Source organism: Sphingobacterium sp. InxBP1 (genome assembly GCF_026191775.1).
Classification (GTDB): Bacteria; Bacteroidota; Bacteroidia; order Sphingobacteriales; family Sphingobacteriaceae; genus Sphingobacterium; species Sphingobacterium thalpophilum.
Map to the genome: position 1 here is coordinate 287,461 of NZ_JAINDX010000041.1, position 25,280 is coordinate 312,740.

General features: G+C 45.5%; 16 protein-coding genes and 1 tRNA gene. 4 read left to right on the top strand and 13 right to left on the bottom strand.

Annotation, left to right across the window (positions count from 1 at the left end; translation table 11 throughout):
- Positions 1 to 16: 16 nt before the first annotated feature.
- Both K7A41_RS06940 and K7A41_RS06945 read right to left on the bottom strand, forming a co-directional pair.
- Positions 17 to 1,021, bottom strand: coding sequence for a S41 family peptidase (locus K7A41_RS06940; protein WP_265713132.1), 1,005 nt, complete (start codon positions 1,019 to 1,021; stop codon positions 17 to 19).
- Positions 1,022 to 1,308: 287 nt separating this feature from the next.
- Positions 1,309 to 1,380, bottom strand: a tRNA-Glu gene (locus tag K7A41_RS06945).
- A 143-nt stretch (positions 1,381 to 1,523) separates the two neighbouring features.
- Between K7A41_RS06945 and K7A41_RS06950 the strand changes: the two genes are divergently transcribed.
- A complete protein-coding gene (locus K7A41_RS06950) occupies positions 1,524 to 4,040 on the top strand; it encodes a family 20 glycosylhydrolase (protein WP_265713133.1) in 2,517 nt (838 codons plus the stop codon).
- A gap of 113 nt (positions 4,041 to 4,153) precedes the next feature.
- Here the strand turns inward: K7A41_RS06950 and K7A41_RS06955 are convergent, their stop codons facing one another.
- The 3 genes from K7A41_RS06955 to K7A41_RS06965 all read right to left on the bottom strand — a co-directional run bounded on the left by K7A41_RS06955 (position 4,154) and on the right by K7A41_RS06965 (position 10,004).
- A complete protein-coding gene (locus K7A41_RS06955; RefSeq protein ID WP_265713134.1) occupies positions 4,154 to 6,643 on the bottom strand; it encodes a TonB-dependent receptor in 2,490 nt (829 codons plus the stop codon).
- 142 nt (positions 6,644 to 6,785) lie between these two features.
- A complete protein-coding gene (gene nagB / locus K7A41_RS06960; RefSeq protein WP_410240496.1) occupies positions 6,786 to 8,714 on the bottom strand; it encodes a glucosamine-6-phosphate deaminase in 1,929 nt (642 codons plus the stop codon).
- 141 nt (positions 8,715 to 8,855) lie between these two features.
- Entirely contained in the window at positions 8,856 to 10,004 is a 1,149-nt protein-coding gene (locus K7A41_RS06965) for a methionine aminotransferase (RefSeq protein WP_265713135.1), read from the bottom strand.
- Positions 10,005 to 10,075: 71 nt separating this feature from the next.
- Here K7A41_RS06965 and K7A41_RS06970 point away from each other — a divergent pair, with 71 nt between their 5' ends.
- Positions 10,076 to 10,759 (top strand): peroxiredoxin family protein, encoded by a 684-nt coding sequence (locus K7A41_RS06970; RefSeq protein WP_265713136.1) that lies wholly within the window; start codon positions 10,076 to 10,078, stop codon positions 10,757 to 10,759.
- Here K7A41_RS06970 and radA read toward each other — a convergent pair.
- From radA to K7A41_RS06985, 3 genes are all read right to left on the bottom strand, one after another.
- On the bottom strand, positions 10,748 to 12,133 hold the full coding sequence (gene radA, locus K7A41_RS06975) for a DNA repair protein RadA (RefSeq protein ID WP_265713137.1): 1,386 nt from the start codon (positions 12,131 to 12,133) through the stop codon (positions 10,748 to 10,750). The two genes, K7A41_RS06970 and radA, sit on opposite strands and share 12 nt — an antisense overlap.
- A 94-nt stretch (positions 12,134 to 12,227) precedes the next feature.
- Entirely contained in the window at positions 12,228 to 13,388 is a 1,161-nt protein-coding gene (locus K7A41_RS06980; protein ID WP_265713138.1) for a dipeptidase, read from the bottom strand.
- Positions 13,385 to 15,109, bottom strand: coding sequence for a serine hydrolase domain-containing protein (locus tag K7A41_RS06985; protein ID WP_265713139.1), 1,725 nt, complete (start codon positions 15,107 to 15,109; stop codon positions 13,385 to 13,387). Before K7A41_RS06985 ends, K7A41_RS06980 begins: the two co-directional genes overlap by 4 nt.
- A gap of 167 nt (positions 15,110 to 15,276) precedes the next feature.
- On the opposite strand from K7A41_RS06985, the gene xseA reads away from it, so the two are divergent.
- A complete protein-coding gene (xseA, locus tag K7A41_RS06990; protein ID WP_265713140.1) occupies positions 15,277 to 16,575 on the top strand; it encodes an exodeoxyribonuclease VII large subunit in 1,299 nt (432 codons plus the stop codon).
- A 23-nt stretch (positions 16,576 to 16,598) separates the two neighbouring features.
- Positions 16,599 to 16,823, top strand: a complete 225-nt coding sequence (xseB, locus tag K7A41_RS06995; protein ID WP_265713141.1) for an exodeoxyribonuclease VII small subunit — start codon at positions 16,599 to 16,601, stop codon at positions 16,821 to 16,823.
- A gap of 5 nt (positions 16,824 to 16,828) precedes the next feature.
- Here the strand turns inward: xseB and K7A41_RS07000 are convergent, their stop codons facing one another.
- From K7A41_RS07000 to K7A41_RS07020, 5 genes are read right to left on the bottom strand one after another with little or no spacing between them, the layout of a single operon-like run.
- The gene (locus tag K7A41_RS07000) at positions 16,829 to 17,575 is read right to left on the bottom strand and encodes an aspartate/glutamate racemase family protein (RefSeq protein WP_265713142.1); all 747 of its coding nucleotides are present in this window, start codon (positions 17,573 to 17,575) and stop codon (positions 16,829 to 16,831) included.
- A 59-nt stretch (positions 17,576 to 17,634) separates the two neighbouring features.
- Entirely contained in the window at positions 17,635 to 18,618 is a 984-nt protein-coding gene (locus K7A41_RS07005; RefSeq protein WP_028069420.1) for a DUF4973 domain-containing protein, read from the bottom strand.
- A 15-nt stretch (positions 18,619 to 18,633) separates the two neighbouring features.
- Positions 18,634 to 20,691 (bottom strand): RagB/SusD family nutrient uptake outer membrane protein, encoded by a 2,058-nt coding sequence (locus K7A41_RS07010; RefSeq protein WP_028069421.1) that lies wholly within the window; start codon positions 20,689 to 20,691, stop codon positions 18,634 to 18,636.
- An 11-nt stretch (positions 20,692 to 20,702) separates the two neighbouring features.
- Positions 20,703 to 23,786, bottom strand: a complete 3,084-nt coding sequence (locus tag K7A41_RS07015; RefSeq protein WP_232048650.1) for a SusC/RagA family TonB-linked outer membrane protein — start codon at positions 23,784 to 23,786, stop codon at positions 20,703 to 20,705.
- An 11-nt stretch (positions 23,787 to 23,797) separates the two neighbouring features.
- Entirely contained in the window at positions 23,798 to 25,255 is a 1,458-nt protein-coding gene (locus K7A41_RS07020; protein ID WP_265713143.1) for an IPT/TIG domain-containing protein, read from the bottom strand.
- Between the last annotated feature and the right edge of the window lie 25 nt (positions 25,256 to 25,280).

Here is a 25,280-nt window from a genome sequence, read left to right on the forward strand (position 1 = left end):
CAGGATTTTTAGGTGTTTATGGTTGTCTTCGAAAAAGCTCAAGTGCTTTGTTTATTTTATCATCCTTTAGCATATTCTCCAAATCATCTCCCCCTATGACCTCAACGTCAGGAACAATACTACTTTTATAAACCTTGTTATTCCGATCCACAACATAATCGGTGGAAAGGTTTATACCAGCGTACGCATTGATTTTAAAACCCTGAACTGCGGTGGTATAATTTGCTGTTTTTTCACCAATAACCGTGGTATTAGGACGTCCAATAAGTGCGATTGCCGCCATTTCACCCGCACTTGCCGTATAGGCACTTGTCAAGATGACCAAAGGCACGGTCACGGGAATAGTGCTCGCCACGGAGCATGTTGGTGTGAGTTGCATACCATCAATTAACATCCGGGAATCGATGATCTCCCATTTTCCTGAGGGCTCATCTTTAGAATTACGAAAGCCGCCAAAGACTACGTCATCTCCAATAAAGTCTTTTAAGCCCAAAAGAATTGGGTACATATTTCCACCGGTATTGAATCTCAAATCAATAATCCAGCATTTGATCTCTGTAGCATTGACTTTATTAATATGTGCAACAATATCAGAAGCAATGCTGTCCACTTTCTTAAATGCAAAATCATTATTGCCGGGGATTCGAATATATCCAAACTCGCCGTTAAGTACAGTACTTACCACTGACTTTGCATTCTTCATTCTGTTTTTGACATACGTATTCTCAATGTTCAAAGGTGCCTGCCAACCGTAGGTCTTTCCTTTATACTTTAAATTGCCATGATAGTCATTTAACCGTTTAAAAACTTCTTCATACAGCGGTGCTAGACTGTCGGTTGATGTAAGTTTTTCAGATTCTGCATACAGCCAGCTTTTTATACTGCCAATATTCGCGGTATTAATTGAGTTTGTTTCGATAAAGTCAAAAGACTTGTCTATAAACGTCCTGATACTATCATTCGTTTGAGAAAATGATAGATGAGAAATAAAAATAAAACCCAGCAGTATGTATTTATGCATATAATAAATAGTCCGAATCGCGTGATATTGTATTTAACTCAGGCGTCTACAAAGATAATGAATCCTTCACGCATTGTAGTCCTTCGATTCAAACAGCACCAAGGAGCAGCTTGTTGCCTACTCCTTCTTTCGCGCCTGCCCGTTTCTTTTCAGCATAAGTCTACCTTTGATCTTTGTTTGACGGCCAAAATAAGGAAAGAAGCTACCCCCCTCTAACATGAAAAGCCGTCTTTAGAATATCTAAAGACGGCTTTTGACTCTTATTGGCTCTCTTTGGAGCCTCTCGGTAGCCCGTAGGGGAATCGAACCCCTGTTTCAAGAATGAAAATCTTGCGTCCTAACCCCTAGACGAACGGGCCGTTTTGTGTTTCGGTGTGCAAATATAGAAAGCTTTCTAAATATCACCAAATTTTTATAAAATTTTTATTCATTTTTTTCGGGGGCGTATCCTAAGAACTTGTAAAATAGCTATATTTAAGGTTCATTGAAAAAAGTAACCAACATGACTAATTTAAAAAAAATCAAAAGACCATTACTCTATGCTGGCCTTAGCATGACGCTTTTGGGTCAAGCTGCCTTTGCACAGGATCGCGGCAGCAGCGCCGATCAGTTACAGGTCAGCTGGCAGGTAAAAGAAAGACAGAACATTCGAAAAAATCCGGTTTCGACGCTTATCCTCAAAAATAAAGGAAAAAGCAATCTGCAGCTCAACGACTGGAGTCTCTGGTTTAACTTTATCCGGTCCATCGACCCAAATGCCATTGATAAGCGCTTTGCCATTGCACACAGAAATGGAGATCTTTTCGAAGTGAACTTTCACAGACCTAATTTCATCCTGAAACCGCAGGACACCGTTCATATCGATTTTGTAACCACCGGACTGGTCAACTATACCGATGGCCCGATAGGCTTATACCTCAAAAATAACAGAAGTGGCAAAGCTACTGATGTTGTGGACTACGCGCCCAGCAAAACAGCTCCTCAATCAGAAACTGAAAAAATCAATTACTTTGCTTATAAGTACGATCAGAATAAACTCGTAGACGGAGTTGCAGCACAGCCTATCATTCCGATGCCGGCCAGCATACAGACCGACAATACGAAAAAATTCACGCTTAAAGCAGGCACCAAATATTTCGTCGATAGCGGTTTTGCAAAAGAAGGTACTTTCCTGACCGATTTCCTGAGCAGATATACGGGGATCAACCTTTCGAATAGTCGGGAACAAGAAAGCAGTATCCGTATAATCAAGACCAATGGCTTAAAACCAGAATCTTACCGCCTTACAATCGACGCAGCCGGTGTCCGCATAGAAGCCACGGACAACGCTGGCGCTTTCTATGCTATCCAGTCCTTAAAGTCACTACTCAACCATCAGCAATGGCACAAAACAGCAAAGTCAATTGCTTTACCACACAGCCGGATCGAAGACAGTCCTCGTTATGGCTACCGCGGTTTTATGCTGGACGCAGCGCGCAACTTTCACAGCAAGGACGAAGTGTTGCGCATCCTTGACCTGATGGCTACATATAAACTGAACAAGTTTCACTTCCATTTTATTGACGACGAAGGCTGGCGCCTGGAAATCCCTTCGCTGCCCGAGCTCACAGCTGTCGGAGCCAATCGTTCAACGGATTTTGAAAGTGGAAAGGCCATCCAGCCGGCATACGGATCTGGAGCTGGAACCCGCTCAAAACAGTATTATACCGTGGCTGATTACATAGAGATCTTACAATATGCACAGGCCAGGCATATAGAGGTCATCCCCGAGGTAGAGACTCCGGGACATGCCAGAGCAGCCATCAAAGCGATGCGTGCACGCTACGAACACTTTATGAAGAATGGTAATAAACAGAAAGCGGAGGAGTTTTTGCTTGACGACGCAGCGGACAAGTCCGTCTATAACTCGGCGCAAAACTGGAACGACAACGTCATGAACCCAGCCTTGCCCTCTACCTATCATTTTTTGAGCACTGTCGTCGACGAAATCAAGGCCATACACGATAAAGCCGGCGTTCCGCTGAAAATCATTGATCTCGGCGGAGATGAAACTCCTAACGGCGTCTGGGAAAAATCACCTAAAGTGGCCGCCTTCATGCAGCAGAACAACATCAGCAACGTACTGGATGTATGGCCACTATACATTGCCAAAATCAACAAATTGGTGCAGGAAAAAGGGCTAACAATGTCTGGCTGGGAAGAAATGGGTATGCGCAACAAAGGGAAAGGCATGCAAGTCAATGCCGACTTGGGCACAGCGGGTATACAGCTCAATGTCTGGAACAACCTGCCCGGACAGGGACAGGAAGATCTGGCTTACCGTCTGGCTAACGCCGGCTACAAGGTGGTTTACACCAGCGCCGCCAACAACTATCTCGATATGTCGTGGGATCGTGACTTTGCAGATCCCGGACACAGCTGGGTAGGCACCGTCAATCTGAACAAAACGTACTCATTTGCACCGGAAAACTTCTTCATCAACCTGCGTAAGGACGATACGGGAAAAGATCTGGTAAAAGAAGCTTATACCAACAAAGAACCGCTTACAGCCACGGGCAGGCAAAATCTGCTGGGCATCAAGGGGGCGCTGTGGTCTGAAAAAGTCGCAACGAATCAACGCCTGGAAGAAATGATATTCCCACGGCTGATCGCCATTGCCGACCGCGCCTGGGGACCAGAACAGGCCTGGGAAAAAGGGGATTCGTTTGACGAAGCCGCTTACCGGAAAGCATATACGGCTTTTGCGAAAAAATTAGGAGAAGATGAACTGCGAAAGCTTGGGCTCATAAATGGGGGCTACAGGTACCGAATGCCAAAAATTGGTGTCAAACAGGAAAATAATCAACTCTTGATCAATACCGATTATCCTGGATTTAAGGTTTACTATACGGATAATGGCAGCGTCCCGACAACACAGTCAAAACAGGTGGATGGAAGTATTCCCTATCAGCAAGGCAAAAAATATCAGTTTAAAGTATTTGATACCGCAGGCCGGTCTAGCGATGTGATCATTTACTAGCATAAAGCTACGCGGGGGGGTGACGATACAGCAGCTCGATGCGAAATAAATATACCATGGCCGGTTTTTCAAAACCGGCCATGGTATACAGAATAAGAAACTAATACTGTGCATTAAAATTTGTAGCTCAATGCAGCTGCCACATTCCGCAGATCGATCTGATTGATAAATCCGCCACGGAAGTATGAATTTAAACCGATCTCGTTGGTGATATTGTTGACAAACACTTTGGCATCAAACCGCCGCCATTTGTACCCGACCTGTGCATTTAAAGTGGTATAAGCTGGCATATTGAATGGCTCGGTACCATAATACTCGCCATGGCCATTCGGTGTCAAGCTGTACTCATTGACCGGACGGTCTCCAACATAATAAACCCCGGCACTCAAACTCAGATTTTTTAAGGCACCCTGATTAAAGACATACTGCACCCACGCGTTTGCGGTGTGTTCTGGAGCATTCATCGGTGCGGATCCATCCATGTAGGACGGCGAATTTTTATACCGCGCATCCAGATAGGCATATCCCAGCATAACGGTCAAATTTTCCAATACACGGCCATTTAACTCGGCTTCTATGCCATCGCGCACCAGATCTCCAGCCTTAAAGTATAAACCAGTTGGTGTATTTGTTCCGGGCGTGTACTCTGCATTCGTCAGATTGGAGGTGTAGATATGGAAATAGGTTAAATTAAAACGTAATCTATTGTTCAACCAATCGGATTTAATACCACCTTCAAATTGTTCGGTCTTGGTGGAGCCAGCCTTCGAACCATCTGTTAACTGCCTTGCGGTGTTTCGCAAATCGGTCGAGTTTGTATACGAACCAAAAATATTGAAATTCTCAAATGGAGTCACGATAATGCCGGCCATCGGATTCCAGGCCGACTCTCTTTTATTTCCATTCGAAGTAAAATCTTTGGTCGTAATCTCGGAATATCTCAATCCTAAAACCGCTTTGATATATTTATTGAACTCAATCACGTCTTGTCCCATAAAACCTATCGACGTGTAGTAGTTTCTTACCGGAGTCCCTGCTGTATAAGCAATCTTTTTTCCTTTTCGCTGATTACCTAAAGAATCTACGTAAAGAACCTCTGCGAGGTCATTTGTCCACTCACCATGAATATCGACAATGTCAATGACAGAACTATTCTGATCAGCTTTTTTCAGCAAGACCTTGTCTTCTATCGGACTTAATTTCCCTGCAAAAGATGTTGTCGTTGCGTCGGCTATACGGTAGTCGACCCCGGCCTGTACCAAATGTTTGACCTTGCCTGTATACAGATCCTTTCCAATTAAGTCGAACTGGAACGCTTTGTTTTTATCGTCCCGTAAACTTCTGTTCATGGCGCGTGAGAAGGTATTATACGCCTTGGCGTCATCTTTGATCAAAGACGTCGCGGTGGACTGATTGTCAACCTGGTAAGAAGAAGTTGCGATAGAAGCACGGATACTCCAACGGTCGGTTAAGTCGTGGTTGATCTGTGCCATAAAGCTCTTCATCTCCGTATTGTTGTTGTCGGAGTTAAATCCGAGGAACTTATCATTTGGAATAACATAGAGTGCATTCACTCCCTGCGACGGATTTAAGTTAACTGCCGAATTGACCGGTGTACGATTATCATTAAAGTAGTCTCCTTCGATCGTTATGGTGGTTCGGTCGGTCGGTTTCCAGGCCAGCGAAGGGTTTAGGTATACCCGGTTGGCCGATACGCCTTTACGGAAACTGTCGCCCCGTTCGTAGGCGCCATCCATGCGGATTGCCACGGTCTGTTTTTTATCCAGTACGGTCTGAAAGTCAAAAGTAGGCCGGAATTGTCCCCAGCTACCCACGCGTACCCCGACTTCGCCCGAATTTGTGAAGTTTGGTGTTTTCGTTACCACATTGATCACCCCCCCTGCGTTACCGAGATCGGTAATAACGCCCTGAGTCACGGCTGCAGATCCCTTGATCATCTGAATGGATTCCACTCCCTGCATATCCACAACGCCGGAAGCCGTCTGAAACTGTGAGTCCATCCGTACCCCATTTTTTAACACGGGGACTCCACGGAAACCCCGGGTGGACAGCGATTCTTTGACACCACCGTAGGAGCCGAATAGGGTGACCCCTGGAATATTGCGCACCGCGTCTGTCAACGTCAGAATACCCTGATCCTGGATAACTTTGCTGGAAATAACAGAAATACTCTGAATCTGATCCGATGGTTTCAATGGCATACGCGTAATCATTTCCAGACCTTTCGGCTTCTTATTACGCTCACCGAACACCTCAACCTCATCAATAGCCTGCTCATTGCTCACTAAAACCACCGGCTTTATGACCACTTCACGGCTTGCAGAACTAAATACATAATCAATGGATGTCGATTGATAACCTAAATAGGAAAATCGGATCACCGCATCTTTATCCACGCCATGTAATCTAAAATGACCCTTATGATCGGTACGCACGGTTTGATCACCGACTGAAACGGTTACTGAACTTAGTGGATTGTCGTTGGCATCAACGACTTTTCCTTTGACTATTCCGGAAGTTTGACCATATAAAGCGCTCGCAAATAAGCAAGTGGAGGCAAGTGCAAGTAAGTGTTTGTCCATGTTAATAATACTGGTAATTATTTTTAATTAATCTAAATAGATGCTGCAAAGGTATAAAATTTATTTTATTTAGAACAATTAAAAACAGAAAAGCCCTGAATCTTCTCAGATTCAGGGCTTTTCTGTTTAAACACGAAGGGTATTAATCAAACTTCCATCGCACAAACGCTTCGATAGCTTCATAGTTAGCCAAACCTAAGCGGTCGTACAGGGCTGCAGTCTCACTCGTACGATCTTCTGCACGGACCCAGAACTCGCGCGGATCATCTCCCGGAAATACAGGTAAATCTTTTTGCGACTGGTGTTTGAAGATCGCAAGACGTTTGCGATAGACCTCCTGCGGAGAGAGCGGAACTGCCATTTCGATTTCATGAATCGGATATTCGTGCCATGCCCCCCGGTACAGCCACAACCAGCAGTCTTTAGTCCATTCATCTGTTTTGCTTAATCTTTTCAGGGCTTCAAACAAAATATCGAAACATACTTTGTGTGTTCCGTGCGGATCAGCAAAATCGCCTGCAGCGAATACCTGATGCGGTTTGACCTGACGCAATAGTTCCATGGTCTGCTGGATATCATCTTCGAAAGACACCTCTTTGGCAAATTTCTGTCTGTCGTAGAATGGCAAATCCTGGAAATGAATATTCTCATCTGGTAGTCCGACTAACCGGGCACCTGCAATGGCTTCACCCTTACGGATCAATGCTTTTATTTTGCGGACGAGCTCCGTATCAATCTGATTGGGTTTTTTCGTTGCAAAGATCGCTCTTTCCTCGTCATAGATCTTATTGATCTGTGCTGCTTCTGCTTCTGCTCCGATCTGCTTGGCCAAGTCTTCGGCAAATTCCAGATAGCGCACCACATCATCATCCCATACCGCGGTATTCCCACAGGTCTGATAGGCCACGTGTACGTTGTGTCCCTGATCCGCCAAACGGATAAAGGTACCTCCCATCGAGATCACATCATCGTCAGGGTGCGGCGAAAACACGATAACATTCTTCTTGGCCGGATTAGCACGCTCCGGACGCTGTGAATCATCCACATTGGGTTTACCTCCGGGCCATCCGGTAATGGTATGCTGCAGTTCATTAAAAATACGGATATTGATGTTATAAGCGGGGCCATTCTCTGTCACCAACTTCGCCATACCGTGGTTGTTATAGTCTTCGTCTGTCAGCTTTAAGATCGGTTTGTTGATTTCCAAGGATAACCATACAACGGCCTTTTTAATCAATGAAGGCGTCCAGGTAACATCTTCGGCGAGCCAGGGAAGATCGAAGCGGGTCAACAGGGACGCTGCAGCTTCATCCAGAATAAACTCCACATTATCGGATAACTGTAGATAGGTTGCCGGAATCTCGGATGAGATCTCGCCTTCTACAGCTTTTTTGATAATCTCGGCTTTCGTTTCGGTCCAGGCCATCAAAATGATCTCTCTGGCCTTGAAGATCGTACCTACACCCATGGTAATGGCTTTTCGAGGTACATTTTCTTTACCACCGAAAGCACGTGAGGCATCGCGGCGCGTCAGGTCATCCAAAGTAACGATACGCGTACCTGAGTTGGGCGCGGAACCGGGTTCGTTAAAACCAATATGGCCAGTACGTCCGATGCCTAATAATTGAATATCTAAACCTCCAGCTGCCGTAATCTTCTGCTCATATGCTTCACAGAAAGCATTCACTTGATCAGGCGCCAGGGTACCATCTGGAATATTTACATTAGCCCGATCAATGTCCACGTGATCAAACAGGTTTTTGTTCATGAATGTCACATAGCTCTGATCGGCGTCAGGTTGCATGGGGTAGTATTCATCAAGATTGAAGGTAATCACGTTCTTAAAGCTTAAACCTTCTTCTTTATGCAAGCGGATCAGTTCTTGATAAACCTTCACCGGCGTAGCTCCAGTTGCGAGACCTAGAACTGCTTTTTCACCTTTCTCCTGCTTTGCACGAATAATTTCAGCGATACGATTTGCAACGTTTTTCGAAGCTGAATTTTGATCTGGATAGACGCTTACGGGGACTCTTTCGAAGCGCGTTTCTTCCAATAAATTTAATCTAGCCATTTTATGGATATATTGATAAACGTGAATTACAAATTTATGAAATTAGTGAGTTAAGTTGAAGCAAAATTTTAATAAAGTCCCTAGTTTTTAACCATATTTTAAATAAAACCTTTTAGCAGCAGATCACAGCATGAAAAGCGCCTAAATATGGGCCAAAATACGGATCGCTTTCTGTAAGGTATCATCCTGCTTCGCAAAGCAGACACGCAAAACCTGCTGATCTGTAGGCTCTTTATAAAACGCGGACAGGGGTATGGTCGCTACTTTGTGCTGCCGGGTCAGCAAGCAGGCAAAGTCAAACTCTTTTTCGCTGCTGATGGCGCTGTAATCCAAATTCAGGAAATAGGTCCCTTCGCAGGGCAGAACATGGAAACGGGACTGCTGGAGTCCTGCTTTAAGTAAATCACGCTTTTTTTCAAAAAAATCCGCCAGCCCACGCACGTATGCGATGTCATGCAGATATTCGGCAATCGCATATTGCATGGGTGTATTGACACTGAACACGTTAAATTGGTGCACTTTCCGAAACTCGTGTGTAAAGGCCGCAGGGGCTATACAATAGCCGACCTTCCAACCGGTTGTATGTAATAGCTTGCCAAATGATGCTGCCACAAAACTCCGCTCCCGCAATCTCGGAATGTTCAGAACAGACTGGGGCTGCGCGCCATCGAACACGAGATGTTCGTAAACCTCATCGCTCAACAGCAGGGCATTCGTTCCGTCGAGCAGTACAGCAAGTGTCTCCAGATCTTCTCGTCCAAGCACTTTGCCCGTTGGATTGCTCGGGTTATTGATGATGACCAATCTCGTTCTGTCATTGATCAGCCCCTTTACATATGTCCAGTCAATACGGAAATCCGGTGCCAGCAAACGCACCGGAACGACCTTTCCACCAAACAGTTCGACTGTAGGGGCATAACAGTCGTAAGCGGGTTCGAATATAATCACTTCATCCTCCGGTCTGACGATAGTCGCTATGGCTGTGAATATGGCCTGTGTCCCGCCGGCCGTTACGGTAATTTCATCCTGAGCGTCAACCAAAATATTATATATAGACCCGTATTTTTTTGCGATGGTGTCACGCAGTGCCTGCACACCAATCATGGGAGCGTATTGGTTGTGCCCTTCTTTCATGGCGTCGGCCACCAACCCTGTGAGTCTTGGATCGGTATCAAAATCAGGGAATCCCTGTGAGAGATTGAGAGCTCCATATTCGTTGGCAAGCATTGTCATTTTGGTAAAGATCGTCGTACCGACATGTGGGAGTTTAGTGATTAGGCTGAAGTTCATTTTTTGACATTTAATTAATCTACCTGATTAGTGGATTTTATTATATTTGTAAATATATACAAGATAGCAATATGATAAAATACATCACACTACTTTTTTTGATCATACCTTTTGTAGGGTCTGCCCAGAAAAAAGAACTAACAAAAGAGGAGTATATCGCAAGGGTCAAAGCTGCTCCGGATTCGATCTCTACTTTGGTGGATCTACGGCGTGTAGGGGGTTATGATCCTGTATATACCGAATTACAGGCGCTTTATAATACATTAAGTGATGCCGTCAAGAGTTCTGAGGAAGGTAAAGAGTTTCAAGAATATCTAAATACACTTGAGACCGTTCAGATCGGAAAGATGGCGCCTGCATTTACACAGAATGATACCTCGGGTAATCCTGTGCAGCTGTCAGACTTTAAGGGCAGATATGTTTTGCTCGATTTTTGGGCTTCCTGGTGCCCCGACTGCCGCGTGGAAAGTCCAGACCTGGTGAAAACCTATCAACAGTTTAAGGGCGACAACTTTGAAATTCTCGGCATTTCCTTTGACAAAGACCGCAACTCATGGATCAAAGCCATCCACGCCGACAAATTGTATTGGCGCCATGTTTCGGACCTAAAGCGCTGGCAAAACGATGTAGGTACACTGTATGGTGTGAAATCCATTCCGCAGAATGTACTGATCGACCCCAATGGAAAAATCATTGCAAAAAACCTGCACGGCGATGCTTTGCGGGCCAAGCTCAAAGAAGTATTAGCCAAATAAAGCGGTAAAGACATCTTCGAGCTTGGCCACCGGCCGAATAGCGATATTGTATTTTTTGGCGTCCAGCCCCTTGGTATTGAATTTGGAAATGAAAATACCGTCAAAGCCGAGCTTCTCTGCTTCCTGAATGCGCTGTTCGATACGGTTTACGGCGCGGATCTCCCCTGAAAGTCCCACTTCGCCGGCGAAGGTCAGATTGGTACGGACTGGCATATCCTGCTGTGAAGATATAATGGCGACGATGACAGCCAGATCGATCGCGGGATCTTCCACACGGAGGCCGCCGGCTATATTCAAAAAAACATCCTGTGCACTCAGCCGGAAACCAAATCGCTTTTCCAAAACAGCTAACAGCATATTTAACCGCTTGGTATCATAACCTGTGGAGGAACGTTGTGCTGTACCAAAAGCAGAATTGCTGACCAGCGCCTGCACTTCGATCATCATCGGCCGCATCCCTTCCAGCATGGCGGCGATAGAAACGCCGCTCACCGGTTCGTCGCGTTGCGAGATCATAATCTCTGAAGGATTGGATACCTCGCGCAGGCCAGATCCCTGCATTTCGTAAATACCGAGCTCGGAAGCCGAACCGAATCGATTTTTAACTGCGCGCAATATACGATAGACATGGTGGCGGTCTCCTTCAAACTGCAGCACCGTATCCACCATATGCTCGAGGACTTTCGGCCCAGCGATGGATCCATCTTTGGTAATATGTCCCACGATAAATACGGGTGTACTGGTCTCTTTGGCAAAGCGTAGTAATTCGGCAGTACATTCACGTACCTGGGACACCGAACCGGGCGCGGATTCGATCTGCGCAGAATGCAAAGTCTGGATCGAATCGATCACAATCACATTGGGCTGCACGGCCTCAATCTGCTTAAATATATTTTGTGTGGACGTTTCGGTCAGGATATAACAATTGGCTTTGGACGACTGCGACAATCGTTCGGCACGCATCTTGATTTGCTGTTCGCTTTCTTCGCCCGAGATATAAAGCGTCTTAACCTGCGGGATGGACAGCGCCAACTGCAACATCAAAGTGGATTTGCCTATTCCAGGCTCACCGCCTATCAAAACCAGTGACCCGGGCACGATGCCTCCGCCGAGCACGCGATTGAACTCCTGATCAGGCGTCAAAATGCGCGACTCGTCCTGGTAGACGATCTCATGGATGATCGCGGCTTTGTTGGCCCGTTTGGTGTTTCCTACGGTTGTCGTACTACGCCATTCCGGAACTTTCGAACCCGTCTTTTCGACTACTTCTTCCACAAAACTGTTCCACTGCTTACAGGAAGGACATTGCCCCATCCATTTAGGAGACTCGTAACCGCAGTTTTGACAGAAGTATGCTGATTTTGATTTTGCCATTCTACGAAATTACAAATTATACTGTTAAATGAGCAATCACATTACAGCTGTTCCCGCACTGGCGAAGTATGGACTAAATCTGCGGTACGCGCGTTTATCGTACGGCTTCATTCTCTTTTAAGATCCTCAGGAAATTTTGCCCCATGATTTTGGCAATATCTTCCTTGTTATACCCTCTTTCCAGAAGCGCTTTTGTCAGCACAGGAAATTTAGAGACATCTTCCAGGCCTTGTGGGGCAGATTCTATGCCATCGAAATCAGATCCGACAGCCACATGCTCAATGCCCACTTTGCGGACCAAATAGTCTATATGGTCCAACAACTTGGACAAGGGCGCATCGGCCTGACGCTGCAGCTCCTTAGGCAACTGTTCGTACATGGCCCAGGTACTCATGCTCACATCTGGCCGCCCAAAGTGTCTGCTATAGATCGCCTTAAGTCTTGTTTCGTAATCTGGGTCCAGAAAACCAGAATAAAAATTCACACCAACGACCCCGCCGTTTTTCTTTAGGGCTTCCAGCTGCGCATCTTTCAGGTTGCGGGGATGCGGACAAAGGCTGTAGGCATTGCTATGCGACACCAATATGGGTTTGTCAGTAACCGCGATAACGTCATAGAAGGTCTGTTCGCCGGCATGTGATAAATCGACCATCATGCCGATCTTATTCATTTTCTTTATGATTTCCTTTCCAAGGGCTGTCAGTCCTTTTCCTTCCGCCGCCATCGTCTTATCAGACTCCATGGCGGCACAGCTTGCCCAGGCCAGATTATAGTTCCAGGTCAAGGTCAGGTATATGGCGCCTCGTTCATGTAGCCTGACGAGGTTCTCGATACTATTTTCAATCATGTTTCCACCTTCTATACCTATCAGCGCCGCTATCTTTCCTGCCTGCAGGATGGGACCAATATCGGCTGACGATTTGGCCAGCGCAATTTTATCTGTATTGGCAGCAATCATTTTTTCCAGTGCGTCTAGCTGCTCGTTGGCATGCCGGAAGGCCCCTGACCGCCATTTTGCATCGTCCGACCAGACGGCAAATACCTGCACATCCACACCTCCTTCTTTTAGCCGTGGCAGATCCGTGGATCCCGAGGACAGACGCTGACCGATATCTTTTCCGGGCAAAATCGATTCATAGATCACGTCATTGTGTCCATCGACCACGACAAGATCATCGTGAAACAGTCGGTCATCCTGCCCACTGACCAGCTTAAAAGCTATCATACCTACTATCAACAACAGGTTACGTATCATTTCTTAGCTTCATTGATTGTTTCGTAAATAGCATCCTGAATACGGCTGCGGATATTGAGGTCGAGTAATTTTGTACTGACCTGCGGGTGTACACGATTGGACAGAAAAATATAGATCAGCTGGTTTTGCGGATCGATCCAGATGCATGTACCTGTGTAGCCGGTATGGCCAAATACACTGCTATTGGCCAGCTTGGAGGGATATTCGTTTTTTGGATTCGGATCCCAACGGTCAAAGCCCAACCCTCTGCGACTTGTCGCAGATTGTCTGGAGGTAAAGAGATCGACGGTTTCGGATTTGAAGTACCGCTCGCCACCATATTCGCCTCTGTTGAGCAGGAGTTGTCCATAGATCGCCAAGTCATTGGCAGTCGCGAATAAACCGGCATGACCTGCAACGCCCCCGGCCATGGCTGCTCCCTGATCGTGTACGTAACCCTCCAGCAGCGTTCGGCGGAAAGAAGTATCCTGTTCGGTCGGAACAATCTCGTATGGCGAGAACCGCTCTCTTGGCAGATATCCCGCACGGATCATACCGAGAGGCCTGTAAAAGTGTTCCTGCGCATACTCCTGTAACGGTGTCGCCGTCTGGTGTTCGGCAACTTCTTTCATGACATACATGCTGATATCACTATAGACATAGCTTCCCGTAGGTTTTACAGCTGAGCGCAACATTTCGGGCCACATTACATCGCGATAATAATGGTTTAGGATATAACTGTTGTCAGCCATCTTGACCTGATGCTGCGGATCCGGTGAAGCTACTACATCGCCGGGCTTCAGATGTCTGTAGAAAGGAATAAATGGTGTAAAGCCCGCTTCATGGAGCATGACAGAACGTAGTTTGATATCCCTTTTATTGGTCATCCGTGCCTGCCAGAGGTAATACCCCATTGTGCTGTCCAGATTGATCACATTCTGTTCAGTCAGCCGCATGATAGCAGGTGTCGTGCCTGCTATCTTACTGACCGACGCGAGATCAAAAATATCGTTTATCCGTGTCGGCACAGCTCTGGAATAGGTATGATATCCGTAAGATTTTTCGAGCAGCACTTGCCCGTCTTTGATCACCATAACGACAGCTCCCGGCGTCGCCTGTTTATCGATGGCCTCCTGGGCTATGGCATCGATCTTCTTGGTCAGCTTCTTTAGGTCCAGTCCGGAACTGGTGCCATAACTGTACTGCAATCTGGTTTGGGCAGTCTTCACGTCGCCGGCCGTAATCGGGACACCACCGAAAATAGACATCGCCGCATTACGCTGGCCAAGTTCGGTAAATGGAGCCTGTAGTTCAATCAGGTCCGATTGCAGATGCCCGGACAAAGCCTCTTTCTGAACCTCATTCTCGACAAAATGACAAAGTATAACTTTCTTATTGTTGCGTACAGCCTGATTGAGCTGGGTGAGACAATCTGCATCCAGGTCATCTTCCTTTCCCCCAACAATGATGGTATTATAATATTTAATATCCTCATCAAACTTGCTGAAATCCAATAGGTCGACTTGTGCATACCGCGACAACTGCGCTGTAAAAGCTGCGTACATATCTGCATGGGGTACCACAACCGCTATACGCAGTTGGTCCAGATGCGTTAAAGGCAATAGCTGATCGATATTGTTATAAAGGACGGTTTCGTTTTTTAAGCTGGACTTATATTGGGCGAACAAGGGGGAAATACAGAACAAACCTGCAAATAACACCCCAAAAAATCGTTTTTTCATTCTGTTTTTATCGTTTTTTAGGTTCTATCAAATAAAAATACGAATAAATTGTACACGGGTCGACCTTTCCGCCAAAAAAATCATTTTTGTTACGTATAATCTTCAAGCGGCTTATTCCCGCATCTTTGGGCATAGGTAAAAATCTTTTTTTTCTGTAAGTTTGATCAATGCCAGAACTGATTCACGATAGAACGATTTTTTCCCTGCTGGAGGTAAGCCGCAGTATCCAGAAGACATTGGCCGAACGGTACAAGAGTTTATATTGGATCAAGGCAGAAATGAACAAACTCAACCACTACACCCATTCGGGGCATTGTTACCCCGAACTGGTTGAAAAGCAGGACGGCAAAATAGTCGCTGAGATCAGATCGACCCTGTGGAAGGCCGATTTTAACCGCATCAATTCCAATTTTCTGAAAGTTGCACAGGAACCGCTCAGGGAAGGCATAACGATGCTGTTTCAGGCGGCCATTTCCTACGACCCCATGTATGGTTTGAGTTTAAGAATAGTGGATATCGATCCGACCTTTACTTTGGGGGAGCTCGAAAAAGAAAAACTGGAAAGTATCCGTAAACTTAAGGAAGAGGGAATCTATGGTGCCAACAAGATGCTACCATTTCCGCTAGTTCCGAAAAGGATAGCAATTATTTCGGTAGAAACCAGCAAAGGCCTTTCCGATTTTTACAAGATCATTCATCAGAACCCCTGGGGCTATAGGCTAGAGTGCACGCTGTTTCCTGCGTTGCTACAAGGCGATAAGTCCATTCCTTCCATCATCAGGCAGTTAGCGGTTGTCGCGGAACGCATCTCTGAATTTGACGTTGTTGCCATTATTCGCGGCGGCGGTGGCGAGGTGGGCCTATCGAGCTATAACAATTATCTGCTGGCACGGGCTATAGCGATCTTTCCAATCCCAGTATTAACTGGAATTGGCCATTCTACCAACTATACAGTAAGTGAGATGGTCGCCTACAAGAATGCTATAACGCCCAGTGAGCTTGCCGACTTTCTGATTCAGAAGTTCCATAATTTCGCGATCCCCATAGACAGATCTGCAGAAGGAATACAGCAACTCGTCCGCTCCCGTTTTAAGGAAGAGCGCAACATGCTCTCCCAACTGACGACTCAGATCCAGTGGGCTGGCAAAAGAGAGCTCCAGGGGGCTCGTACCCGCGTGCAGGTTCTCCAGAATGAACTCCGTGCTCTTATCCGCCTACGTTTCTATGAACACCGTACCGCATTGAATCATACCGAACGCATCGTGCAGCTGTCGGACCCGATGCGTCTGCTAAAACAGGGTTTTTCGATCACAAAAGTCAATGGCAGATTACTTCAGTCCATTGAGCAGCTCTCGCCAGGGGATGTCATCCACACGCTATTGGAAAATGGCACTGTTGTCAGCACCGTTCTGGACATGCAGCCTGCCGATACGACAAAAGAAAATCACAAACCGGACGATAATTAAAGAAAAATCGTAATTTGTACCTTATGGATCCAACAAACTACACCTATACCGATGCCTACAATGAGCTGCAATCCATTGTAAGAGACATTGAAAACGGCACAACGAATATCGATGAGCTGGCCGAAAAAATCAGTCGGGCCTCTCTGCTCATCGAGGTATGCAGAGCCAAGTTAACGGCCACCGAAGACGAAGTCAGCAGCTTACTGCAGAAGATATCTCCTGCGCAGGAGTCCGACCAAGAGGAATAATACAATCAGAGTGCCCTGAGCTTAGCAGGATCTACTGCATGGACAAGTGCACGGGCAAGGACACGGTTTGGGTCGACCACGGCCATGCCGTTATGATCTCGTTCTGGAATGGCCAATGGCAACTCTGCGCACCCCAGCACAATAACCTGTGCCCCTTGTTTCTTCAGTTCATCCATCACCATCAGCAGGTCTTCTCTCGCTTTGTTGGCAACAGGCTCCGGCTGGGCCTTGATCCCGTAATCCTTATCGTAGATCGCACTGTTTACTTTGTCCTGCTGCGCACTTTCGGGCTCGACCACAGAGAATCCTTTTTTCATGAAGAGTTCCCGGTACAAACCGTACGATTCGGGACTTGCCGTCGACAGCACGCCAACTGTACTTTGCGGATAATTCTGCTCGACAAAGCGCACCGTCTCATGGACGATATGCAGCAATTTTAGCTGACTGCCGAACTGGGCCATCTCATCCTGAATGACCGAAAAGATGGGTGCTGCATGGGCCGTATTGGATGGTATGGCTGCAACAGTCGCACCAGCCTGCTCCAGCTGCTTTAATACCGCCGCAATGGCTCTAGCCGGATTTTCATTTGTACGATCCAATAAATAAGCTGTACGGTCCGGAATCAAACCGGGACAAGAAAACAACAACAGTGGCAAATGTTCCTGATCGGACTTTGCCACTGTCTCATCAATGATTTTACGGGCTATGTCTAAGCCTGCATAAGGGCCAAGCCCTCCTACTATACCAATCATAAATTACTATTACTATACCTTAGATATAACCAATAGCATGCCGAATGGTTTGTAGAAAATTACCATTCAATCGCTTGATCCTCGTCGGGGATCTGCGTATTGAGCTGACGTTCCAATATTAATGAACCGGATACCTTGAACTTAATAGCCGTAGTCGAAACCAAGGTGTAATCGGTGAATTCATAATCAATATTGTTAAGGGTAATGTACCGGTGCAATAGATAAGGACGAACAGCGTCCATCTGCTCGGATACCGTATAGCTTGCATCTTTATTGACTTTAAATTTCATATTAGGGTTTTCGGCATGAAAACTTACGCCTCCTTTATCGTTAAACGTAGCAAAAACCTTATAATTTTTCCTATCCTTACGCTCCTCATCAATATTTCCGGCATAAAAGAAAATCGTATGTTCATCGACGACATAACTCTTGATCTCGCTTTTTACGATCGGCGTTTCGTTTTCATGCCCTTCCATAACGACTTTCAGGGCGGTCCCGCTATAGGTCCCCGAATAATTGTTGAAAGGATTGATGCGCAACAACGCTTTTCTATAATGTTTGCGGGGATTGGCTTTGTAGGTGTTGGACGGGTCATCCAATATGGTCAAGGGAAGCACCCATTTTTCCACCATATCGATGCCCTTTAAGGAAAAGTCTATCGGCAATAGTCCGGTGTTATCTCCAGATTTAAGATTGACGATTGGAGGAATGGTATAGTAATTTTCAGGTAATTGTTTATAATAAAAGTCCTCTCTGTTCTGGAAGCGCGCATAGTTGATCACGCCGAGCGTATCAGCATCGACACCTATGTTAACCCGCAGATCTGTATCATTTGTAGTCGACCCACTAACTTCCAAGGGTTGATAAAAAGTTGTCTTAACACTTTCTCGATACCGGACGTAGATGTTAGTGACCCCCTCGTTTTCTAAAGGGGCCTTAAAAGAAACATAATGTTGAAATTGCTCGTCCTTCCATTCGTCGTTACATGAGCCACAGATAAAAAGTGAAATGGCCAACAGCAACAGTTTATATAACTTATTCATAAGCTTCGGATTTAATTAATCGTTATAGGTCCATCCTGGGTTCTGTGTCAGGTTTTTATTGCGTTTAAGTTCGGTATGACTGATCGGCCAGAACCACATTTTGTCTGCAAAAGTTGTTTTTAATGTCCAGACGGCGACGGGCTGATGAAAAAGATCCCGTTCCTGCTCATTCATCAAGACATTGCATCCGTACACAGGCAAGGATTCTTCAACCGGCGCATCCATCCAGCGTCGTAAATCGTAATAACGTTGCCCTTCGCCCATAAGTTCGATAAAACGCTCTCGCTTTATCGTTTTGCGCAGTTCGTCTTTACTACTATAGGTACTGGCAGCATAATCAGGTACGCCGCCACGGATGCGCACAGGCTGAATACCTTTCTTAATTTCGGCGATGTCACGGCTTATCGTATAACTTCCGCCGCGCCAAGACGGCACTGTATATGAACCGCTTAACTCATTTAATGCTTCTGCATACATAAGCAGAATATCTGCGTAACGGATAGCAGGTTCGGCCTTAGCGACAATACGTGAGCCAAGGCCGCCTTCGTACGTATCACTTGGGTGAACAAACTTTTTCACCCCAAAGCCTGTGCGCAACCAATATCCATTAGCAGAGTTAAAGCCATTTCCTTTGGGGTCCGCGCTATAATAAAAGATTTGTTTGTTGCGATTTTCCTCTTTCGTCTCGTTAAGCAAAGTCCAAAAGCTGCCATTAAAAGCCACCGAGGCATAAAACCGAGGCTCACGGTTAGCATATTGCAGCGAAACTCCCGGACGTAATGGCCTGTATTTTTTTGCGTTATAATCTTCCTGGCTAACGTAACCCGCAACTCTGTGTGAACCATTTCCACGCCCGATTTCATTATCTTTACCAGGCACATCTGTACCATCATTCATGTAGTAGGCGTCCACCAGTTTCTGCGTGAGCCCATGTGTATTCCATCCTGTTGCAGAACGCGGTAATTGATGGATTACCATTTGGTCAACCCCCTCATTCTGCTGATTTTTCCCGCGTGTAAAGATTAATTCGGGGTTACCCGAAGCGGAAAGTGTGCCATCGAAAACTTGAGCGTAAGATTTTTCAGGATCTATATTGGCCCAGCCTGCAGGCCAATTTTTATCGGAAAAATTATGATCCTGAGGAGGTGTGATAGTAGCGTCATCACCGGTCTCCTGAAAAGGAGCTGTATACAGCTGATATATGCCCAGTTCCATCACATCCCGCGCCGCCGCCGCTGCTTTGGCCCATTTTTCCTCCTTATAATCTGCAGAGAGCAGACGTTTCCCTTGTTTATCCACCAGCAATGCCGCATAGCTTGAGTTATTGCCATTGGCCAATGGGCTCGCGGCATAGAGTAGTACCTTGGCCCGCGCAGCTAATGCAGCCCCAACAGTCGGACGTGCTGAACCATCTTGTCCACGCTTCATACCGAGAGCTTCCATCTCCTTAGCGGCCTGCAACAATTCATTACTGATATATTCAGCACATTCTTCATAGGTATTTCTCGAAATAGCCAAATCGTCGTAACTGTCGGTATAATCTAGCCCCTCGTCGGGCAATAACGGAATCGGGCCGTATTTACGAAGCAGTAACCAATAGAGATAGGCCCGGGCAAAACGTGCCTGACCGCGATAATCCGATATTTCAACAGCCGACATTTCCGTATTCATATAAATATACTGAATGAAGGTTGACGCATTACGAATACCGCGATAGGACTGTACCCATGTACCCTGCTTATCACTTTCGGTATATTGCCCCATTTTGAACATATTATACGACAATTCATTCTTCGACGGGTCATAATCTTTGTCCCGATCACCATAATACATGTCATCTGCAAAACAATGTGGTGTCAATCCCTTGCTGGCTACATCGGCATTCTCACCTTTAAATTCCTCAAATATATGGGCTAACCATTCCTCCGAATAGCGCTTACTTTTAAAGGTTTTCTCTATATTGAGCCGATCCTTAAAATACTGATCCGACTTGAGATAATCTTTTTTGCAAGATGAGACAAGACTTGCTCCCAGGACAAGCGTTATCACAATATATAATTTGTTTCGTTGCATCTTTATAAATTTTATAGGTTAACATTGATGCCAAAGGTAAATGACTTAGGCAATGGGTAATCTTCTCCCCGTGGCGTCGCCAGCTCCGGGTCCCAAAGCTTGAATTTTGACCAGGTGAATAGATTCGATCCCACGACAAAAATCCGAATGCTATTGGTTTTGATGCGATTCGTTAGCTCTTTCGGCAATGTATACCCAATATCGATGGTTTTCAACCGCACATATTGGCCGTTTTTCAACCAAAAGGTCGATTCCCTAAAGTTGTTCGGATTGGGCCCATAGCTTAATCGTGGATACGATGCATTCGGATTTTCGGTGGATGGATCGCCCGATATATCGGCAGAAATCCAGCGGTTATCGCCCATTACTCCTTTTAACACCTGTCCCCACTCTCCCTCGCTAAAAGCATATACTGTTTTTCCATAGGTAAAGAAGGTCGATTTTCCCGCTCCCTGGAAGTGGACACTGACGTCGAGACTTTTCCAGCTTGCTGATACACCCACCCCATAAACCAAGTTGGGGCGTCTCGTAGCGCCAATAGCAACACGGTCACCATCGTCTATGATACCATCGCCATTAACATCCTTATATTTGATATCTCCTGGCTGGTATGTACCGAATGTTTGTTTCGGGCTATTACGTATATCATCATAATCTTTAAACAAGCCTAAAGCGATAAGCCCTTTCGCCTGGTCAACACGATATCCTTTTTGATTTTGATAACCATAGACATTGTTTTCTTCGTCAATTTCCGTAATCTCATTCTTACTATAGGTTATATTACTTCTGGCAGTTAAATTCACTTCCCCTACTTTCTGGTTATATAATAGACGACCATCAAAACCGCTGGATTTTACCGCACCCACATTGGCACTAGGAACGGATTCCAATCCCACGAGAGCAGGCAAATAATTTCGAGCCATATAAATGCCCGTACGTTTTTCATTAAAGAAATCCAGGTTGGCAATAATTTTATCCTTAAAGAGTGCCAAATCAAATCCTAAGTTCCTTTTCGTCGCTATTTCCCACGTCACATTTGGGGAGGCCACCTGGCTATATTTAATTGCCTGATACGATCGAATAAACCCATAATCGGCCCAGTCATATCCACCATCAACTTCCGAGATCGTCGATAAATAAGGGAATCGTGCTCCTCCGGCCAATTGGTCGTTACCCACTCTTCCCCAAGAATAGCGGACCTTAAACATATTCATCCAGGAGATATTATCCTTCACAAAAGGTTCCTCCCCAATATTCCATGCCCCTGAAACAGCCGGGAAAAAACCATATTGCCTCCCCGGAGCAAAGTTTTCCGAGCCATTATAACCAAAATTAAAATCGGCGATATAACGTGATTTCCAATTGTAGGTAACCCGTCCCGCTAAGGCCTGATTCCTTCTTGCGATTCCATTTTTAATATCATCGCCAAGATTGACGGTTCGAACGAGTGCATCGCGCGTAAAACGGGCAACAGCACCAATATTATGGTTCCCTATACTTCGGTCATAGTTGAACATCATATCGTAAAATTCGCGACGGTCACCACTAGCGCTACTTTCCTGAAATAACTCACGCGGATCGGAAATATGAGTAAATATTAAATTTCCATTTTCATCCCGGGCGCGCTCTGCCCGCCATTGCTCCGGCCATTTTCGGCGGTAAATATTATTATCATTATTTGTGTCGTAACCAATAATACCTCTAAAACGTAACCCTTTGGTTATAAAATCAAAATTTTGTTCGATGGAAATATTCGTCTGTATCTTATTTTGCCAATTTTCATTGTACCCTGTCTGTGTGGCCACGACCCAGGGATTGGTCTGATTGCCGGTTCCAATGGCAGGAACATATCCATTTGAGTATAGTACTGGTGTCCGAATTGGTGAGTAACCAAATAACACTCCCCAAAAATCATTATCTCCCAAGCCGGGGCTATTTCTTTTATTGAGCGAACCAGCAACACCGATTTTTAACACCGTGCTTTTGGTCACATTAATATCTGTATTCAACCGATAATTATATCTTTTGTAGTTCGCATTTGTATTGTAGTCATTCCGCAATGTTTCGTCGGTTTTATACATACCACCTTCATCGATATAACTTCCGGACAAAAAATAACGCGCAGTAGCTCCACCGCCGGTCATATTGAGATTAGCACGGTAAGTCATTGCGCCATCTTTTAGCAAGAGGTCTTTCCAGTTGACATTCGGATAAAGGTCTGGATCCAATCCTAAACGTAAGATTTCCAGTTCCTCGGGTTGATAAATGGGTTCAAAATTCCGTGTAATACGTGCCTCGTTCAATAAATTGGCATAGCTAACACCATCTTCAAATTCAGGGGTAATCGTGCGGGTATTGTAAATATTCTCATCTTTGAAGTTGATACTAATTTTACCGTCTTTACCACGCTTGGTTGTGATTAAGATAACGCCATTTGCTCCTTTGGAACCATAAATCGCGGTCACGGCTGCATCCTTAAGGATATTAATGGTTTCGATATCTTCAATATTGATATCATTAATATCACGTTCAATATTATCGACCAAAATAAGCGCTGAGGCTCCTCCACCAAAGGTAGAAATACCGCGGATCCAGAACTCAGTAATATTCTTTCCGGGCTGGCCCGACTGCATCATCCCCAAGACCCCGGGCGCATTTCCGATCAGCGCGTTGCTTATGCTCGATGTCGGATTCCCTTTCATCGTACTCAGATCCACACTACTGGTTGCAGCAGTCGATGTGAGCGTCCGTTGCGTACCGGTACCCGTTACGACGACTTCATCTAACACGCTGGTCTCCGACTCTTTCAATGTCACATTAATAGAATGGACATCTTTAACAAGAATCTCTTGTTTTTGATATCCGACAGAGGAGAAGACTAGCGTTTTGTAGCGTTCGACCTTTATCTTATAATGCCCCTTATTGTCCGTCGTTGTGCCTAGACCGGGTGCGTCTTTCACAGAAATACTGACCCCTATCAATGGAATTTTTTGAGGATCAACAACAACTCCGGTTACTTCCACAATATCCTGTGCCAACGCACTGAAGGTGATACCGAGAAGCAACATACAGGTTAATACTATTTTATTCATCATTTTATGCTAGGTTAATCTTGGTCATTTTCATCCATTTCTTCCAATGCTATTTTGCGGATTCGTCTATTCTCGCGATCCCCGATATAAAAAGCACCTTCTTTTTCATTATAGGCGATGCCCGATGGGCGGTCAAAACGGGCTTCTTCGCGCAGGTCTCCGTTGACATAACCATAGGGATTGCTATTGAGACTTGAACTTCCCCTGCCGGCAAAAGTTGTCACAGCACCTTCCGGTGTGAGTACACGGATCGCATGATTCATCATGTCTGTAAAATAAAAATCATATACGTCTGGCTTACCGGCATCCACATATGCCTGATTTTTGACGAATACCCCTTGATAAGGCTGATTGACCCTTGCCGAAGACCCGACTCCATCTTTATAACCAGATTCCCGTACTTTGCCACAGATAAGATAGGGTTGGTTGAATCGCTTTTTTTCCCAATTGTAATCGGCCCGCATAATATATCCTTGATTGATGACCAAGATATAGGCATAATTTCCACTTGGATGGATCAGCGCCCGATATTCCCACTGCGGATCCTGGATTACATATAAGAACTCTGATTTAGTCGTTTTATCTATAAAATATTGATTCAGGTCGAAACGGTAAAATTCGCCTTTTGCATAGCTATTGAAGTACATTTCACCATTGACCGGGTGGATAGATGCCCCATTGCATTGCTTGCTTTTTGTCAGTACTTCTTTATCCAAAAAATTCCTTGCCCGGGAAAACAATAAGGTAGACTCATCATTTTCACCTCCCCTGTCTTGCGCTACAATCATATATTTCCCATCCAGTGAAAAGTCAACGCTTCGCGGTCGACTGAAATCTGAGCGTTTTTTGGTGATTGTACTGTCCTCGAAATTAATCAGGTAAAGACCGTTATTTTCATCGAATGTAACCCACAAGTGTTTTGGGTTAAGCGGATCAAACCTCATGAACGACGACAGCCAAAAACCGCTGGCCATCTTGTTTTCATCCGCATCTTTAAACTTACCGTCTTTCCAGGGCTCATCACCACGTGCATTTCTATAACCAGCCAAGGTTGACACAACCAGTTTGCGTTGATAGTCAAAAAGCGCTTCTGCTTTGCCGACAACAGGTTTTTCGTCGCCGCCCACACGCACTTCAATATCTCCTTTAAAAGCCTGTTTGGGCACCAGACAATAAAGTGACTCACCCAAAACATTGATTACTATAGCTTTTTTCCCGCCGATAAAGACTTCTACATTTTTTGGATCATTGCCAAAATTCTTCCCATAGATTACTAGCCGTTGCCCCATTCCGCCTGCTTTGGGTGCAAAGTCGGAGACCACAACAGGTTTAGATGGATCGAAAGGTGCTGCCTCACCGCCAATCTCAGGTGTATCATTTTTGCATGCCCAGAGTCCAAGCATGAGTAGCATAAAAACCCAAAGCCTGCTACGGAGGCGCTGCCTTCCGTGGGCTACTTGTTTTGTTCTCATAAGGTATTATTCGGTTATAATTTGT

What these genes read in the sequence shown, in the direction of transcription:
- K7A41_RS06940 (WP_265713132.1), bottom strand. Translation starts at nt 1,021, where the DNA reads ATGCATAAATACATACTGCTGGGTTTTATTTTTATTTCTCATCTATCA.
- K7A41_RS06950 (WP_265713133.1), top strand. Translation starts at nt 1,524, where the DNA reads ATGACTAATTTAAAAAAAATCAAAAGACCATTACTCTATGCTGGCCTT.
- K7A41_RS06955 (WP_265713134.1), bottom strand. Translation starts at nt 6,643, where the DNA reads ATGGACAAACACTTACTTGCACTTGCCTCCACTTGCTTATTTGCGAGC.
- nagB (WP_410240496.1), bottom strand. Translation starts at nt 8,714, where the DNA reads ATGGCTAGATTAAATTTATTGGAAGAAACGCGCTTCGAAAGAGTCCCC.
- K7A41_RS06965 (WP_265713135.1), bottom strand. Translation starts at nt 10,004, where the DNA reads ATGAACTTCAGCCTAATCACTAAACTCCCACATGTCGGTACGACGATC.
- K7A41_RS06970 (WP_265713136.1), top strand. Translation starts at nt 10,076, where the DNA reads ATGATAAAATACATCACACTACTTTTTTTGATCATACCTTTTGTAGGG.
- radA (WP_265713137.1), bottom strand. Translation starts at nt 12,133, where the DNA reads ATGGCAAAATCAAAATCAGCATACTTCTGTCAAAACTGCGGTTACGAG.
- K7A41_RS06980 (WP_265713138.1), bottom strand. Translation starts at nt 13,388, where the DNA reads ATGATACGTAACCTGTTGTTGATAGTAGGTATGATAGCTTTTAAGCTG.
- K7A41_RS06985 (WP_265713139.1), bottom strand. Translation starts at nt 15,109, where the DNA reads ATGAAAAAACGATTTTTTGGGGTGTTATTTGCAGGTTTGTTCTGTATT.
- xseA (WP_265713140.1), top strand. Translation starts at nt 15,277, where the DNA reads ATGCCAGAACTGATTCACGATAGAACGATTTTTTCCCTGCTGGAGGTA.
- xseB (WP_265713141.1), top strand. Translation starts at nt 16,599, where the DNA reads ATGGATCCAACAAACTACACCTATACCGATGCCTACAATGAGCTGCAA.
- K7A41_RS07000 (WP_265713142.1), bottom strand. Translation starts at nt 17,575, where the DNA reads ATGATTGGTATAGTAGGAGGGCTTGGCCCTTATGCAGGCTTAGACATA.
- K7A41_RS07005 (WP_028069420.1), bottom strand. Translation starts at nt 18,618, where the DNA reads ATGAATAAGTTATATAAACTGTTGCTGTTGGCCATTTCACTTTTTATC.
- K7A41_RS07010 (WP_028069421.1), bottom strand. Translation starts at nt 20,691, where the DNA reads ATGCAACGAAACAAATTATATATTGTGATAACGCTTGTCCTGGGAGCA.
- K7A41_RS07015 (WP_232048650.1), bottom strand. Translation starts at nt 23,786, where the DNA reads ATGATGAATAAAATAGTATTAACCTGTATGTTGCTTCTCGGTATCACC.
- K7A41_RS07020 (WP_265713143.1), bottom strand. Translation starts at nt 25,255, where the DNA reads ATGAGAACAAAACAAGTAGCCCACGGAAGGCAGCGCCTCCGTAGCAGG.